A 17,332-nucleotide genomic window follows, 5' to 3' on the forward strand; every position below is an offset into this window, starting at 1 on the left:
AGCTCGGCTTGCCACTAGAATATTCAACATAGCAGGCTTTGCAATTTTGCGACTGCTCAACACTAGATTGCTGCCACCAGTTTGGCTTTGCCACTGCCGGAAGGTTGGCGCTGGAAAGAATAACCAAAGTGTATAGCTGGAGGGAAAATTAAGAAAGAAGCCGTGCTAGCGGCCTGGCTGTGCGGATTGAATCGCTCCCCTGTATCATCAAATTCAACAGGCAGATAACGGCTTTGTTGAATAAATCGGATTTAGATAACAGGTCACCTGTCAGTCATTTTCTCAGATAATCCGCACACTTTCGGGCATACCTCCACGCGTCATTTTGTTTAAAGCACGGATCATGGCCATCGCTTCTCCGACTTAGGCATCGTAATCCCGTAGGGTCAGATGACCAGCAAATAGTTGTTTTACACGATGCATCGCCGTTTCCGCTACCGAGCGCCGGTTGTAAGCCGTGTTCCATTTCCAGTAGGCGCTGTTCCCCGTGAGTCGTTGCCTCGCGACTGCCTGATTTCGCTCAACATACTCCACTGGCCAGTAACCTGCGCGGGTTCACGATTGGATCAGCGCCGGGAATACCTCCGCGTCGGTCACGTTGTTCAGGGATAGCTCAGCGCAGATAACCTCGTGAGTATCGGGGTCCACAGCCAGGTGCAATTTTCACCAGACGCGGCGCTTTTCCTGCCCGTGCTTTTTCACCTTCCACTCGTCCTCACCGAAGACTTTAAAGCCGGCGGAGTCGATAACCAGACGGGCAATCTCGCCTCTCGTAGGGTTTTTAAACGGGATATTGACGGATTTTGCCCGTCTGCTGACGCAGGAATAACCCGGGCAGCGGAGCGGGATATTCATTAGCGTAAAGATGGAGTCAATAAATCCCTGGGTGGCGCGCAGCGTGAGGCGAAAGATGCGTTCGAGCATCAGAGCGGTGGAAATAGCCAGTTCAGAATAACATTGCGGACGACCACGCGAAGAGGTTTTTGGTTCGTCGTACCAAGCCTGGATGGTCGAGTCATCAAGCCGAATACCAGCGAACCGCGATTGATGAGAACCTTGTTATAGGCCGCCCAGTTTTTGATATTAAATTTTTGTTTTGCCAAGGGATACCGCTACGGGATCAAGAATGTGATGAGCTGATCCTGATTGCAGCCAGAAGTTCTATTTATTCAACAAAGCCGTAGTTACTCTTAATGCAGAGTTCGGGGATTTACCTGTATTTTGGCTCTTAATGGTTATTAAAACCCTCATGAAATTTTAATTTAATTGATGTGATTCAATAAGATAACCTTAATTGCTAAAGCTTGATTGAGTTAAAAGTCAACCATAAGAAAAAGCTATTTGTTGAAATGAAACCATAGTGTTAATAATGATTATGAAGCTAATCATTAAGTGATCTAATATTTTGTTATGGTTTAATGTTTTATTGTCATACCGTTTGGGTGACCTACTTAAAATATCAATAAAATCATTCGCTTCAGTAAATAATACAGAGGTTCATGATGATAACCGAGCAGGAAATCAGGACTCTAAGTAAAAAAAACGCAAGAAGAAGTGCTTTCAAGACAATACTTTATCTTATGTTATTATGCTCAGCGATTACTTTTAGTGTGATTACAACCAATGATTTTGTATATTTTCTATCAGTAGTCATTTTGGGAATCGTCATCGCGCATGGAGTCGAATTACAGCATGAGTGCCTCCATCATAATTTGTATCGGTCAATAAAAGCTAATCGATTTTTTGGCATCATTTACGGTCTGCCAATGCTAGTCAGTTATACACACTATCAAGCCCAGCACCTCCATCATCATACTTTCCTCGGAACCGATAAAGACGAGGAAATAATTGATTATAAATCTGAGCAACTTAAGACTATTAGTGGGTTATTTACTCGTATTACTAATGCCAATCGTTTTTTTCAATTTATGGTGACAATGATAAATACTACTCAGGGAGTATACCCAGAGGTTATAAAAAGTAAGCGACAGCAAAGAAAGTTTAGACATGAGTATTATTTTATTTTCTTGTTTATATTAATATTAATATTTTTATATCAGGTTTGGGGTGTTAATATTTTATTTACTTGGTTTTTCGCTTGGTTTTTTATAAGCGAGCCGCTGCATTTTTTTATTGAAATTACCGAGCACATTGGTAAAGATAAATCCAACAGGGTGATTTCAGAAAATACGAGAAGTTACAAAACAAATCTGATTTGGTCATATATTAGCAATCACAATAACTATCATATTGAACATCATTCATACCCTAATGTTTGCGCCCATAATTTAAAAATTGTAAATGAGAAAAAAAGTGGTGAATATTATACTGAAAATTCGTACATTGAGGCAATGAAAAATGTCATATCTGGAATCCGAAACGAAAAAAGTGCTGAAGACAAAGTTATCGCTAAAGTTGCAAAACAGGATTAAGGGGGTCTCTGCCGGTATCGTTGCTGTGATAATTTATGCATCAATGTTTCTTGTCTCTAGATATGGCGTTAAAAATAATATTGGTATTTATGAACTTGCATTTATTCGCTACAGCATTGCCGGTATGCTCTTACTTCCACTCTTTTTCCTAAGGAAAACGTCAGGGCGCAGTGTACTGACTTTACCGCAGGGTGGACTGCTTGCCATTGTGGCAGGTATTCCCTACATGTTGTTGATCTATTTTGGTCTGAAATACGCTCCTGCAGCTCATGCTGCGGCCATTAACACGGGTACGGTACCGTGTGTAGTTGCATTAATGACGTTGGCGAAAGAATCAAGCCTGCGGGATAAACTCTTTAAACTTGGCAGCTATGCTGCTGTCATTGTTGGATTGTTCATTTTTACCGGTGTTTCCGTTCTACAAATGAATCACCAAGTCATTATCGGCGATATTCTGTTTTTCTTATCGGGAGTTTCTTGGGCAATTTTTACTTTATTGTCAAAGAAGTGGCAGGCTGACTCCTATGAACTGACCTCCACAATATCGGTCATTTCACTACTATACGTGCCAATTTATCTTTCCCTGCAAGGGTTCAGCAAACTGGCGGCTATTCCTACGCGAGATATATTAATTCAGGGGCTTTTGCAAGGCGTTGGGAGTTCCATTGTTGCTATGCTGCTATTTACTTACAGCATAAGAAAAATAGGTGCCAACCATGCAACATTATTGTCACCTTTTATTCCCTTACTAACTGCGATGATGGCAATACCTTTACTGCATGAGCTTCTTAGCCCAATACAATGGCTCGGAGTGTTTTTGATTATTAGTGGCATTATTTTCGCTGCTCGATTTCAGGCAGGAAGAGGATGATGGTATGAATAATATAGAATGGCAGGTTATTAAGGCTACTGGCGACCTCACTGAGGTGCTTAAAATAAGACATAAAGTTTATGTTGAAGAAGCCTCTCGTCTAAATCATGTTGATGACACCTTATCCTCATTTGACAGGTTTGATAATTATTGTGTTTATATCATTGCAAAAATTGACAATCAACCAGTAGCTACGGTCAAAGTAATTACTGATTCACCTATAGGTTTACCCTGTGACGAATTTGCAGATCTGAGTAAATATCGTCGTCCTCAACACCATCTGTACGAATTTGGCCATCTTATATCATTGCCTACGGTACGCAATGATAAACTCGGACCTGCGATGATGCGTGCTGCGCTTATTTATGCCGTTAATAGAGGTGCCACGCATATTCTTGGCGATTTTTTTGCTGATGGCACCCAGCAAGATTTACATTATTACTATAAAAATCTTGGATTCATTGCTGCCTGTCATCCCTATAGAGATCCACGTTTTACTGGAGCACCTCTCAGTATTATTGGATTGCTGGATATTAGTCAATCCTACAGTCTTTATCTACGTGGGAGCCGTGTACAAAAACGTCTTCTGCATTATTTTTATAATGATTATGCAATTTATCGAGACACTGATAAGCCGGAACTGTATTTTACTCATCAGGTTGAAGGGCGAAAAAATCAGCGCCAGTTATTAGCAGAGCTAAAGGCAAAAGTTAATCACCCTTCTTACGCCCGCTTATCTTATCTGATGGGGTGCGGTATCCAAATGCGCGGCGAGGACGAATTTGTTATGGATGAGAATGGCCGTGAATTCTATGCCCTATTTGATCAATATGGTAATCAATCATTTGGCTATAACCACTCTCAATTCACCGATGCTCTCAGGCAGGCAATAGCCAGTAAGAACATTAACAGTACAAAGATAATGTTTGAAGAGGCCTCTATCAAGCTGGCAGATGAATTGATTGAGGCGACTGGCAATAATTTTGACTGTTGCTATTTTGCCAATGGTGGCGGAGAAACTATTGATAACGCTTTTAAAATAGCGATGGCGGTGACGCGCAGGAAAAAAATCATCGCCTTTGAAAACTGTTTTCACGGTAAAACTATTGCCACGCTCAGCGCTGCAGGAAGGGAAGAACATTATCGAGTCTATCCGGGTTTGATGACAGATACCTTTGTCATCGTCCCCTTTGGGGATAAAGCAGCATTGGATGCGGCATTAACAGATGAAATAGCGGCTGTAATTATCGAACCTGTTCAGGCCGAGGGTGGAGTCAACACACCTTTCGCAGGCTATTTACCGTTTATTGCAGAGCGCTGTCGCCAGCAGGGTACATGTCTGATTTTTGATGAAATGCAGACGGCGTTTGGGCGTCTTGGTCATCTATTCGCATTTCAAAAATACCAGGTCGTTCCGGATATTATGTGCATAGGCAAGGCATTTGGTGGTGGCATCTTGCCGATTTCTGCAGTGCTCGCTAGGCGTGAACTGTGGGGTGTTCTGAATGACCATCCTTCCTCATTTGGTTCAAGTCTTGGAGGAAATCCTGTCAGTTGCCAGCTTGCACGTCAGGTACTCAGGACGGCTTCAACGCCATCATTTCTCGCCCATATCAACATGCTCTCAGGTATGTTACTGCCGGAACTGAAGCGTTTGGCGAAAAATTATCCGTTGCTTATCAGCAAAATCAGCGGTGATGGATTGATGTTCGGTATTCATTTTACCTCTCCGCTTATGGTTGGCTTGGCGTTACGTTTACTTTACGAGAATGATGTCACCTCTTCCTATTGTTTGTATAACCTCAATGTCCTACGGGTTCAACCGCCATTAAATAGCCAGCCGCACAATCTGATAAAGGCTTGCAATACTCTCGATGGTGTTTTGAACAAGATTAATAATATTGATATTGCGACTTGGAGCCTTAATCACGCTTCTTTTGAACTCATATTACCTACACCTATCAACAACGTTTTAAAGCAGGTACAGGATTACCCCGCGTTGTTTGACCCATTCAGTGATGGGCGGACACACTACCCTTGCGATCAATGGGTAAACTTTTATGGAAACTTAGGAGATGACCGTGCCTGCTGGAAAAATCTAACTGGGTTGCTGGAGGACGGTTTTGTCTCCACGGCAGCAGAAGGATTCATCTGGAAAAGCTGCATAAGGCAGCTTAGGCTGAGTGTACTGACGCCAGTGATGACGCAAGTTTCTCTCACAGTGGAATGGGATAACGCTATGCAGCCTTATGACATGCTTACCAATGTGAAAATTAATCTGTATCTGAATGAACAGGGTTTTCAGCGGATAAAAAATGAATTAATGCGAGGAGGGATGAATGAAACATTTTTACGAAACGTTGTCTGACCCCGACATTGCCTGGCAGGGGGAAATTAGTTTCTTTGAGGGCGGACGCCTTATCACCCGTACCGGTAGCGACTTTCAATCTGAAGTCATTCTTTTATCCACATGGCTGGATTCATTATCGTTGGCGGAGGGAACGCTGATAGGGATATTTTCAGAAAATACTGTCAGTTGGCTCTTATGGGATTTGGCCACGATGCGCTGTGGGCTTAGATTGAAAGCATTTAATAAAAAACCTCAATTCAGTATGTTAGAGGATTTTCTTACTGAACATTCGCTGGCATTACTGATCGCAAATGATCCATTGCTAATTGCCACGGGTGCACTGGATATTACCGTGGCAGAAAATCCTGTAAAAATTGGTGATGAAGTAATCATCAAACGTGGAGAGTGTCCCTTCTTTAATCAGGACTGTCTGTCATTGGTATACTCCTCTGGGACTACTGGCCATGATAAAGGGCTGATTATAAGTAAAAAGGGGGCTGATTTCGTCATTAAACGTTTTATTCAGGATTACCAGCTCAGTGAGCGAGACCGTCATCTGATATTTTTGCCTTTGGCCAATTTTCAGCAACGTTTGTCAGTATATGGTTGCCTGCTTAGCAACGCCAGCCTGTGCCTGTGTGATTACAAGAGTGTTTTCCCTGCGATGCAGGCCTTCAGACCAACCTTTCTGATTGCTCCACCAGTGTTTTACCGTACAGTGGTACAGGTCTTTAAGATGCGTGAGAATAAAGACGTAACGCTAAATGCATTGATGGGAGGCAATATCAGGTTTTGTATTACCGGTATGGCACCGATCGATAGGGCAACAGTTAACCACTATGAGCAAGGCGGTGTTAGGCTGTTAGAAGCTTATGGTACCACTGAGACCGGAATGATCACTTGGAGTACCCTTGATAGTTACAAGCCGGGCAGTACTGGCAAGCCGCTGGACAGGGCACATTTACTAATTAATGCGGACGGTGAATTGTCGATAAATCGCCCATGGCCACTTTCCCAAGGCTATTTCGATCTTCCAGATGGAGAATCCACTGAAATTTTTCTGGCGAATGGCAACATTGTTACTGGTGATATTGTGACTGAGGATGAAGACGGTTTTTTTTACATCGTCGGACGTACAAAAGAAGTCATTATACTCGATAACGGGAAAAAAATTCACCCAAGCGAAATTGAAGACACTTTTGAGATAAATGGAATAGACTGCGAATTAGTTGTGTTTTTTTATGCGGATAAACGGGCACCAGCAATGTTGGTATCGCGTAATAATATGAGCGAGTCTGATTTTTTACAATGCCAGAAAAAGATTGAAGGTGTGAATCTCTCGTTACCACAGGATTATAAAGTAAAATATATCTACTACTGTAATGAGCCAATTAAAAGCAATCCGGATTTTATGACTGCAAATATGAAGATGAGTAGAAAAAAAATAGAAGATTTTATTTTACATAATATCAGATAAAACCACCAGCCTTATACATTATACAGGATGCCACTATGCCATATACGGTGATAGATACGCATATTAATGTTGCCTCCGATAAACTTGTACCTGAAAAATTTCTTTATGATCAAGCAGTGAATCTACAAAATAAAATGCAAGCACTAGGCGACAGGATTGAAATTAACAAACTCTTAGATAAGCTAAAATCTTATTATCAGGATCATAATGGTGACCACCTAGTCAGTGAGATGGGTCATAGTGGTATTCATCAGGGGATACTAATCGCTCCAGATTTTTCATATCTTTACCCCTCGGTACTGACGCCGGAAGAGTCAATTGAGCTGCATGAAAAAATTTGTGCTCGTTATCCCGGGCGCTTCCATGTATTTGCTGGAATTGATCCACGTTATGGCAGTGATGGTATTACACTTTTTCATAATAAGGTAAAATCAGGAAGTGTACATGGCCTGAAAGTCTACCCTCTTTGTGGTTTTTCTCCATCAGATAAGAGGCTGTTTCCCTATTATGAAATCTGTGAAGCTTATGGGCTTCCTGTTCTTAGTCATTCTGGGCCAGGTTGGCAAGATCTCAATTACAGCTTCGGTAACCCGGTATTAATTGATGAAGCTGCACGGCGTTTTCGAGGAGTCAATTTCATCCTTGGCCACGGTGCAATCTATAATTTCCATGAAAGTTCTTATTTGGCAGTTTACCGAGAAAATGTTTATCTAGATTGTAGCGGCTTTGCTAATCTGGGTAGCAACTCGTTGTGGATATCACACCTGAAGAACACATTCAAATGTGGATTTAATCATAAAATACTCTTTGGAACCAGTTGGCCAGCGTATAAGATGACTCTTTCTAATAAAAGAATCATGGATATTATGTTTTCTGAGGATGGTCCATTAACTGAGTTGAAAGAAAAAGAAGTTGGGATGATTATGGGTAAGAACTTATTACGTATTCTATCAGTAAGTGATAAGGGGGAACAAAATGGATGAGACAATGCAGGTTATTCACCGCTATATTATGTCGCGTGATGATGATCTCAAAGAGGAAGTTGGACTGGATGACGATCTTTTTGCAAGTGGCATTCTGGATTCTATGGGTTTACTTGGGCTAGTATCGCACTTAGAAGATGTTTACCAGACTAATATCGATCTCAGTGAAATTGATATTGATAAAATATCAACTATCCGAAAGATTTCTCTGGAATTGGTACCAACTACTTCAGCGGAGTAGAGGATGAAAATAATTGACGGACATTGTCATTTGGCCTCCACGCGCTATATTCCGCAGCAATTTTTTGAAGATGTTGCAGCCAATATAACTTGTAAAATGATAGCGTATGGAGAAAAAGTATCTTATAGCAAGATTCTGCAAATGCTACTGATGCAGCATAACGATCATTATGGTGATAGGTTAATTGTTGAGATGGATGCTGCATCCATCAGTCGCACGGTACTACTTATCCCTGATTTCTCCTCGGCCATGGCTATGCCGCTTCCGCAGCGGGAGATCTATGAAGCACATTTTCAGGTCACACAAAAATACCCGGGGCGTTTTTATGTCTTCCCTGGAGTTAACCCATTGCGGGGGCAAGTCGCGCTCGACGAGTTTGTCGAATCCATTGAAAATTTTGGTTTTCATGGACTCAAACTTTATCCTCCATGCGGCTATTCACCTTCTAATAAATGTCTCTATCCGTTCTATGACTTCTGTCAGGAAAAATCTTTACCGGTGCTGCTTCATACCGGTCCTACGGTGCAGTCTCTCAATCTCACGCTTATGCCACCTTCGTTAATTTGTGCGGCGGCCAGGGACTTTCCTGGTGTTAATTTTATTCTGGCGCATGGAGCTGTTGCCTATGTTGAAGAGGCTGTTGAACTAGCGCGAAACTGGCCAAATCTTTACATCGATACTGGCGGGATAAGTGGGGCAATTTTCCCAGGTAAATGGCAGAAACAGCTGTTATCTGTTTTACTCGCAGATATTGAAAACAAAGTGATTTTTGGGTCAGACTGGCCCGTCACGAGGATGTCCGGCGGCCTTAAAAATCTAGTCACTGGAATCACCTCCAACCCCGCGATAACACAACAGATTACGCCTACCGCGCTACAGGTATTTTTCGGTGAGAATATTACCCGACTGATTGAGGGAGGTTGATCAATGTATAAATTTTTTGAGTTAACCACAACGCAACAAAATTTTATCACTGCGGAACGAATTAACCAGAACCCTGCACTCAACCAACTGACTGTTGCAATCACATCAGATATTCCATTCGATCCTATGCGGTTGAAAAATGCGATCAATACTGTTATTAGACAGAATGGTCGTGAGTTGCGTATGCAGATCCACCATGAGGGGGAAAAATTTTACCCTACACGTGACATCTGTTTACAGCAGGGCGCTTTGTTCGTTGATCAACAAGATTTAGATCAGGCGATTGCCCGTTGGTTAATCGGAAGGTCGATAGCAGTTATGGACGAAGAGTTGATTCGCTTCACCCTACTGGAGCTATCAACTGGAGGTAACCTGCTGATAATTGAATCCAGCCATATTATATGGGATGGCATTTCAGTTGCTATTTTCCTTCAACGTACGCTGGACTGCTACCATGCCCGCTGCGAAGTATCACTGTACCATGATGACTACAATATGTTCGTGCAACAACTAGCCAGTAACAGGGACACTGATGGCTACCGCCGAAGCCTTAACTACTGGCAAAAGCTAGTCAGTGATACTCCAACAGTTGCACTTTTACCGCTTAATAAAAAACATAGCAGCAGAAAACTGAAAACTACAGGATATCGCTATCTACCAATGAGCGAGCCACTTAGTGCCTCCTTGCTGACAAATAATCATCCTCTATCTCGCTTTCTATCCGCGTTCTGTCGGTATTATCGCCAGTCGACACAGCAGGAAAATTTGCTGGTCGGTATTCCTTATGCAGGACGTAGCCATGAGCGCGATCGCCATCAAATCGGGCTGTATGAGAATACTTTACCTCTGCTGCTGACAGCAGCTATGGCGGAGAGCGGGGGGGATAAGCTAATCAGAAAACAACTGCTGACCAATAGTTTTCATCAGTTGGTGTCGCTGAACGATATAGTCAGACATCTGGAACTTAAAAGTTCTTCCTCTACACATCCCTTGTTTCAGATACTGGTTAACTATGTTGATCTCACAACTCAAGATAACACCATCACCCGATTATTTATTTCGAATGGCGCTTCATTGTTCACTCTTTCTTTTCATCTTTTAAAGATTACAGAGCAGCGATTCGCGTTGCAGATTGAGTTCGATCGCGCAGTTTATTCTGATGTTGATATTGACTTTCTATCTAGCACTTTGTTCAGAGTGATCGCAGGTGACATGGCTTTATCGGATGTAGCAGTTGATCCTGAGCCCAGAATCAGTCTGCTCAGTGAACCGCATCTGCCAATTACGGGCAATAAGTCAGTGCTGAACTGTTTGCAGCAGATAACCGCACGGCGGCCAGATGTTATTTGCCTGCGCAGCCCGCATGGGACCTCACTCACTTTTGCGCAGCTTGAACTACGTAGTAAAGAACTTGCACGATATTTTCTAGAAAATTTCGCTTTTGCCTCCGATGAGGCGCGAATTGTCGCATGCGATTTGACCAGAACTGTCGATAGCATTGCTGTGCTGATTGCGCTGTTGCGTTGTGGCATGGCGTTTATGCCTATGGATCATAAGTTTCCTGCAGCGCGCAAACAGCAAATTCTCGATGCCAGCCACTGCCGTTTTCTGGTGACGGATAGAACTTTAGAGTGGGTGGGTGAGGATGTATTACAGAAACTGGTTATGATTAATGTTTCATTACCTTTACCGCTCAGCCTCTATAAGCTGGCTTGCAAACAACCCGTCAGCAGTCAGCAGTTGGCATATTGCCTTTATACCTCCGGTTCAACAGGGACACCTAAGGGGGTGATGCTTAGCCACGGTAATCTCACAGCCTTTATTGCATGGTCGCTGACCGCAGGTGAAGAGATCTTCCGCCGTGTACCCTTTGTCACTTCTTTTTCATTCGATCTAAGTATCTATGAAATATTTGCCACGCTTTGCAGCGGCGGATGTTTAACGGTGCTGGATAATGCTATTCAGTTGCAATATCACGATGACTATACCTTGTTGAATACGGTTCCCTCGGTGCTTGAATACTTGCTTGAACACCGGGCATTACCACATGCACTGCTGCGTGTTAATGTTGCAGGGGAAGCGCTGTCACCAAACGTGGTTAAAAAGTACTTCTTTTTCGCGACAAAGATGCCAGAGTTTTACAACCTTTATGGTCCTACGGAATTTACTACCTATGCTACGGAATACCATATTACCGGTCCGGAAGAGTCGATACCAATAGGTGTACCGATTGCTGGTAATCAGGTTGCGGTAATCAATGATGCAATGGAGCCGCTGCTGCGAGGGCAAATAGGGCAAATTGTGTTGGCTGGGGTTAACCTGGCAAGCGGCTATATGCATGCACCAGAGCTTACCACGGAGCGTTTTGTTTTCCTCACTGCGTTAAACGCTATTGCTTATCTTACAGGGGATAGTGGTTATATTGATGGTGCAGGTCGATTGCACTATATCGGGCGGCAAGACAACCAAGTGAAGATTCGTGGCCACCGGGTGGAACTAAGTGAGATTGAACTGGCGGCGGAAAACCTGGAGGGTATTGGTCGTGCAGTCGCATGCCCTGTGGAACATTCAGGCCATAAAGAGATTATCTTGTGTATAGTTACTGAAAGAGGGTTCAGCACGAAACAGCAAGTATTAGCGGCGTTACGTGAGGTTCTGCCCGGCTATATGATTCCCAACTGGATATATATCCTGGAAGCTTTCCCTTTAAATCACAATGGCAAAATTGACCGCAAAGTACTTGCCAAGCAGTCAGGTCAATGGCTAGACGCGTTATTAAGGCATCATAACCAGCCTGCCGGGCCGGAAACCCCTATTCCAGTAAAGTTGGAACAGCAGTTGCTGGCAATCTGCTGCTCAGTGCTACACGATCCTTTCCTGCACAGAGATAGCGATCTTATTGCATCCGGCGCCAACTCGTTAGACATACTTCGACTGCTTGAGCGTATTGAGTCAACATTTTCCCTTCGCTTAAATTACGAAGATATTTTTACGGCGCCAGTGATCGCCGATCTGACGCTGAGCATCTTTCATCGCCTGAGGAATGAGGATGCAGTCCCTCCCGTCAAACGGGGACAGACACTATATTTTTTGCCTGGAGCTGGTACGTTAGGGGCGGTATATCAATCGTGGTTTAAGAAGCTGACGCCTGATTTCGCAGTAAAAATACTAAATTACAATCATGATTTGCCTAGCGCCACCAGTTTTGAGGCACTGGCAGATAAAACTTGGCAGCGTTTGAAAGCGGAGTGTCAAGTAGGGGAGACCATACATCTGGTTGGTCATTCCTTTGGCGGCTGCCTCGCATATGAATTAGCTCTGCGCTCTGAGCGGCAAGCTCAAATCTGCTATGTCACCATTATCGACAGCTTTCTCGACTTTATGCCAGATAATTACCGCTGGGAGAACTTTACCGGAGCTGGGGATACCCGATTAGCGTCGCTTCATGTCCTGCTTGATAAGGCGATGGTGCTTCATAAGCAGTTCCGTATCATTGCAAATGACGTACCACGTAATATCAATTTACTTTACGCGCGGGGCGGTGTTGGTGGATATTTTAGTAAAGACCTACTTTTACAAAACATACGACGACTGGGGGCCGGAAGAAATATTACACTGGTAGATGGCGGACATTTTTCACTATTCAGCGATGTAGCTGAGCAGTCCATTAATAATTTAAAAAACTTCCACCGCATAGGCGATTGAACTGACATTTGCGTTTATATAGGAGCCGATGCATTGACCGGTTGAACTCACAGAACACAAAGGATGATCAAGTGCCTCACGACACCGAAGGGGAAATTCACTGCTTCGCCAGATTTTCACGGCTTCTGAGCGGGTTGTCACCTCACCTGATGAAGAACTAGAGGCTTACCCACCGGGCAAACTGGTAACCCGCTTGGTCCTTGGTAGATGAACGATTTGACCGCCTGGGTGAAGGGAGAGGCACTGCCGATGTTACTGGATAAAGCGCAAGGCCAGATGTTTATTGAAGGAAGTAATTAGCAATAATAGCACCTGCCCACGAGGAAAGTTCAAGTGGTCACCTGGCAATAAATGTGATGATGGAATTTTTGTGATTACTTTGTTGATAATAATAGTAGCGGCCGTCGAAAACCGTTCCGGCTGTAATATTTCTGGTGAGGGATTTCGTTAGACGTAAAGAGAATTTACCGAGTTTTTCGTTTATGTCTATTATCTCTGCATAGGAAAAATCGAAAAAATATTTTATCGTCGGCCATAACGCTTTAAATAAACTCTCTTTCGCCGAAAACGCGATCAACAAAGCAACATCATAATCTAAGGGTAATGATGAAAAATAACCTTGCTCACCGGTTGAAGTAAATTCATTAGCCATATCGACAAAAATCTTTGGCTGTCTTATCTCAATATCAATGCCGATATAGGTCAATTTACTCGAAAAACCAGCCACCGCGATAGCAAAGTTATCAGTATGAGAAATAGATCCCAACACTCCGGCAGGCCATACAGGTGCCCTCTCAGGAGAGACAGCAACCTTGGTCTCCTCACATCCCAAGAGCATTAATACGTTACTGGCGCAGTATCGACCGGCAACAAATTCAGCACGCCTTTTTGTCACTGCGTTGTTTAGTGTTTGTGGAATGTCGATATTATACTCGATGAATAAGTCATCATGATAATTTTCTTTTATATAAGAGATACTAAAACATCTCACGCCTGGATGGCGAAGAGTAAATTCATGCTCGATGGGATTTAGGAAGCTTTTAGTGTTTTTTGACATCGGCTGGTCTTAGTTGGGATATGTATCACATGATTTTAGCATAAAATCTATTGTGGATTTACCAATGGGTATTATTAAATAACGGGTAGTGATGATCAATTAAAACCGGGCAAAGATTTATGCACTTGGTTTAATCGGTTTTCATATACATTCAGCGATATATTTTACAAGACTTTTTTGAGTAAATAGAATTTTTAGCTACAACCAGGATCAGATCAACACATTCGTGACTCTGTAGCGGTATCTTGTGGCAAAACAAAACCTCAAAATCACTAACTGGAACGCCTACAACAAGGCTTTCGTCAATCGGGGAACAGTGATTCTGATTGGATGAGCGGGCCATCTAGGACTGTTACGACGGTCCAAAAAAGCCTTCGTGTGGTTGTTCTCAACGTTGTTCTGAGACCGTTCTGATGCTCAAGCGGATCTTTCGCCTCACGTTGCGCACCGCGTCTGGCAGAAAAAGTACCTGGCTGTGGACGCCGATATTCACGAGGTTATCTGCATCGAAATGTTATTCAGGATTGATGCGAGCCGCTCATGGCTGTCGTCGGCACCTAACCTCTGCTGTAATTCTTAACGCTTAAGCTTAAGGTGACGATTCTCTGCTTCACTAACTGCTAGCTCCGAATTGGGTATGAGGCCCGACTTATCAGTTCACAGCCAGCAAAGATTAAATAGTGTTGCCAGACAACTTAACGAGAGACCAAGAAAAACGTTAAGCTATGAGTCACCAGCAGAACTATTTAGCAACTGTGTTGCATCCATCGATTGAACTCAAAGCCATAAGCGGAATTAACATTCTGATAAATTAAGTAATTGGGCCGGTCAAAAACTAGGTCGAAGAGGCCAAGGAACTGTGGTACCTATGATATTAACCCTTATGTCTTTATTTAATGCAACGCTGATACCATGCGATATTTCAAAATTGGATAACCATCTTGAGTTATTTAAATTAAATCTATTATCTATAACAAAGCCTAATATTATTATTCTGTATTCAACGTTGGGATGATTTTTACGGAAAAAAGATAATCTATTAGTAATTCCTTCTGGCTTTGATGGATTTGCTAAAGAACTTCCAACAATATGCCAAAGTGAATTTTTAGTGAATTCAACAGCGGCCGAACAAACATTCATTTCTGATGGTTCATGCACCCAGCATATAGAAACATCAAAAAATCCGAGATTTTCAGTATGATTTTTTAATTGAATCTTCAGATTTTCAATGTCGTGATAATCACACGATAGATGATAAAGATTATTTGTGTCTAAATCCTTAACCAGTTTGCGGAACTTTTCGTCTCCACGGGATACAATGGAAACGATATTTCCATCTTTAATCAATGCCTTAACCACTCCTGATGACATCCCTGTACCACCAACAACAAGGTAATGTGAAGTCATAATTCATCCTTACTTTTCTGATTTAGGTTTAGATGTTACCAGTATGTCTTCCATAATGTTTTTAATCAAAAAAAGTGCTTTGCATTTACTTCTCTGCTGAACATTCATTAACAAACAATGACATTGGTCATGTCCACATGGACCGAGGGATTTTAGTGGTCAAGCAAAACTGGCCACGGCTTTAGAGTTTTTCCAGAACAATTATTCTGATTCATTCGGCATCATACCACCATTATATTGATGAGGTATGAGCTGGTTTTGCTAAAGTTTGCATACCCATATTCCTGCAAACAATCTCCCTATTCTCCTATCTTAAGCGATAGAATGATGTTGCGAATAAAAAGGGGGTCTTTCAAGTTCGGCATGAAGATGCTCATAAACGGCTTAACAATTTATCCGAACTGAAACTAGAAAAATGCCGTACCAGTACAGACTGATACGGCTATTTTTGTGGTTTATTTTGTCAGAGAGGTTATCCCATTGTGCAACTGAGTTCCTTCCCACAAATATAAGGTGGGGCATACGCTTTCCGGCACATATCCAGATAATCCGACCACCATTGCATCATCGCTTTACGGGCATCGAGATATTCTGCTTTATGGATGTAAGCCGCTCGAACGCTGTTACGCTCCTGGTGACTCATCTGCCGTTCAACCGCATCCTGCGCCCATAGGCCAGACTCCATCAGGGCACTACATGCCATTGCCCGAAATCCGTGGCCGCAGATTTCATCTTTTGTGTCATAGCCCATCAGGCGTAGCGCCTTATTGACCGTGTTTTCGCACATCGGTTTATACGGATTGTGATCGCCGGGGAATACCAACACCTGATGCCCGGATATTTCCCGTATCTGTTTCAGAATAGCAATAGACTGACAGGAGAGTGGAACGATATGTGGAGTACGCATTTTTGCACCACGGCCAGAGTAGCGGACGCCGGGGATGGACTCGCGAGTGGCAGGAATGGTCCAGATTCTATTTTTGAAATCGATCTCAAACCAACGGGCGAAACGCAGTTCGCTGGAACGGATGAATAGGTGAAGGGTGAGTGAGACAGCCAGGCGGGTTAACTCTCGTCCTTGCTTGTAGTCCTCAATGCGAGCCAACAGTTCCGGTAGTCGCTCCAACTGAAGGGCGGGGTAATGACGTTTAACTGGCGGGGCGATGATACCCTCCAGATTTGCCGCGGGATTGTGCTCTATCAACTCCTGATGCACAGCATGACGCATTATGTTGCACATATGCTGCCGGGTACGTGCTGCGACTTCCAGCAGACCTTTTTTCTCAATGCTTTTCAGCAGGTCGATAAAGTGACGAGGTTTCAGTTCAGCTACCGGCAAGTGTCCAATCACAGGGAATATATGATTGTTCATGCTGGCAAGCAGGCGGGATGCGTGGTTCTCAGACCATGTTCGGTTGCTGTTATGCCACTCCAGTGCCACATGTTTGAAGGTTTTTTCTGGTGTGGAAGTGGTTCTTTCAGCAGAGCGCTGTTGTGCTGGATTGATATTTTGCGCGAGGAGTTTACGGATACCATCACGCTGTTGACGAGCATCAGCCAAAGACACGTCAGGGTAGGCGCCTAAGCCAAGGCGAGATTCTTTTCTATTGATACGATATTTGAGATACCAGAGACGTGAACCGCCTGGATTGATCAACAGGTACAGACCATGGGAATCGGAAATTTTGAAGGGTTTAGCGGATGGTTTTAAGCTGCGGATTTTTGTGTCGTTAAGAGACATTTGGGGGTCACTCCGTCATCGAACCAACATGACCCCAAATCTGACCACCAAATTCTCCCGATGCAGAGGGAAAACTAAAAATGCATCGGGAAGATTTTTCGCGCTAACTTATTGAATCTAAATCACATAAGGATTCGCAAAGAG

General features: G+C 43.2%; 11 protein-coding genes and 2 pseudogenes. 9 read left to right on the forward strand and 4 right to left on the reverse strand.

The window, feature by feature from the left end:
- Positions 1–282: 282 nt before the first annotated feature.
- A pseudogene (locus AB3G37_RS08510) lies at positions 283–1,103 on the reverse strand (IS5 family transposase).
- Positions 1,104–1,499: 396 nt separating this feature from the next.
- On the opposite strand from AB3G37_RS08510, the gene AB3G37_RS08515 reads away from it, so the two are divergent.
- Genes AB3G37_RS08515 through AB3G37_RS08550 form a run of 8 tightly spaced genes read left to right on the forward strand, consistent with a single transcriptional unit; the run spans position 1,500 to position 12,983 of the window.
- Positions 1,500–2,432, forward strand: coding sequence for a fatty acid desaturase (locus tag AB3G37_RS08515; RefSeq protein WP_369790332.1), 933 nt, complete (start codon positions 1,500–1,502; stop codon positions 2,430–2,432).
- Complete coding sequence (locus AB3G37_RS08520; protein WP_369790333.1) at positions 2,359–3,303, forward strand: DMT family transporter; 945 nt, start codon at positions 2,359–2,361, stop codon at positions 3,301–3,303. The genes AB3G37_RS08515 and AB3G37_RS08520 overlap by 74 nt, the downstream gene beginning before the upstream one ends.
- A 4-nt stretch (positions 3,304–3,307) precedes the next feature.
- The gene (locus AB3G37_RS08525; protein ID WP_369790334.1) at positions 3,308–5,671 is read left to right on the forward strand and encodes an aminotransferase class III-fold pyridoxal phosphate-dependent enzyme; all 2,364 of its coding nucleotides are present in this window, start codon (positions 3,308–3,310) and stop codon (positions 5,669–5,671) included.
- Positions 5,643–7,130, forward strand: coding sequence for an AMP-binding protein (locus AB3G37_RS08530; RefSeq protein ID WP_369790335.1), 1,488 nt, complete (start codon positions 5,643–5,645; stop codon positions 7,128–7,130). The genes AB3G37_RS08525 and AB3G37_RS08530 overlap by 29 nt, the downstream gene beginning before the upstream one ends.
- A 35-nt stretch (positions 7,131–7,165) precedes the next feature.
- Entirely contained in the window at positions 7,166–8,113 is a 948-nt protein-coding gene (locus tag AB3G37_RS08535) for an amidohydrolase family protein (RefSeq protein WP_369790336.1), read from the forward strand.
- On the forward strand, positions 8,106–8,354 hold the full coding sequence (locus AB3G37_RS08540) for a phosphopantetheine-binding protein (RefSeq protein WP_015689835.1): 249 nt from the start codon (positions 8,106–8,108) through the stop codon (positions 8,352–8,354). Before AB3G37_RS08535 ends, AB3G37_RS08540 begins: the two co-directional genes overlap by 8 nt.
- A gap of 3 nt (positions 8,355–8,357) precedes the next feature.
- Positions 8,358–9,278 (forward strand): amidohydrolase family protein, encoded by a 921-nt coding sequence (locus tag AB3G37_RS08545; protein WP_369790337.1) that lies wholly within the window; start codon positions 8,358–8,360, stop codon positions 9,276–9,278.
- A gap of 3 nt (positions 9,279–9,281) precedes the next feature.
- The gene (locus tag AB3G37_RS08550) at positions 9,282–12,983 is read left to right on the forward strand and encodes an AMP-binding protein (protein ID WP_369790338.1); all 3,702 of its coding nucleotides are present in this window, start codon (positions 9,282–9,284) and stop codon (positions 12,981–12,983) included.
- Between the two features lie 337 nt (positions 12,984–13,320).
- Here AB3G37_RS08550 and AB3G37_RS08555 read toward each other — a convergent pair whose 3' ends face one another.
- Positions 13,321–14,040, reverse strand: coding sequence for a 4'-phosphopantetheinyl transferase (locus AB3G37_RS08555; protein WP_369790339.1), 720 nt, complete (start codon positions 14,038–14,040; stop codon positions 13,321–13,323).
- A 646-nt stretch (positions 14,041–14,686) separates the two neighbouring features.
- Here AB3G37_RS08555 and AB3G37_RS08560 point away from each other — a divergent pair.
- Positions 14,687–14,815: pseudogene (locus AB3G37_RS08560) on the forward strand (IS30 family transposase); the annotation flags it as partial.
- A 53-nt stretch (positions 14,816–14,868) separates the two neighbouring features.
- Here AB3G37_RS08560 and AB3G37_RS08565 read toward each other — a convergent pair.
- Positions 14,869–15,447 carry a hypothetical protein gene (locus AB3G37_RS08565; protein ID WP_369790340.1) on the reverse strand — a complete coding sequence of 193 codons (579 nt, stop codon included), beginning with the start codon at positions 15,445–15,447 and terminating at the stop codon, positions 14,869–14,871.
- Between the two features lie 472 nt (positions 15,448–15,919).
- On the reverse strand, positions 15,920–17,188 hold the full coding sequence (locus tag AB3G37_RS08570) for a tyrosine-type recombinase/integrase (RefSeq protein ID WP_369790341.1): 1,269 nt from the start codon (positions 17,186–17,188) through the stop codon (positions 15,920–15,922).
- Positions 17,189–17,332: the final 144 nt, after the last annotated feature.

The organism is Rouxiella sp. WC2420 (genome assembly GCF_041200025.1).
GTDB lineage: Bacteria > Pseudomonadota > Gammaproteobacteria > Enterobacterales > Enterobacteriaceae > Rouxiella.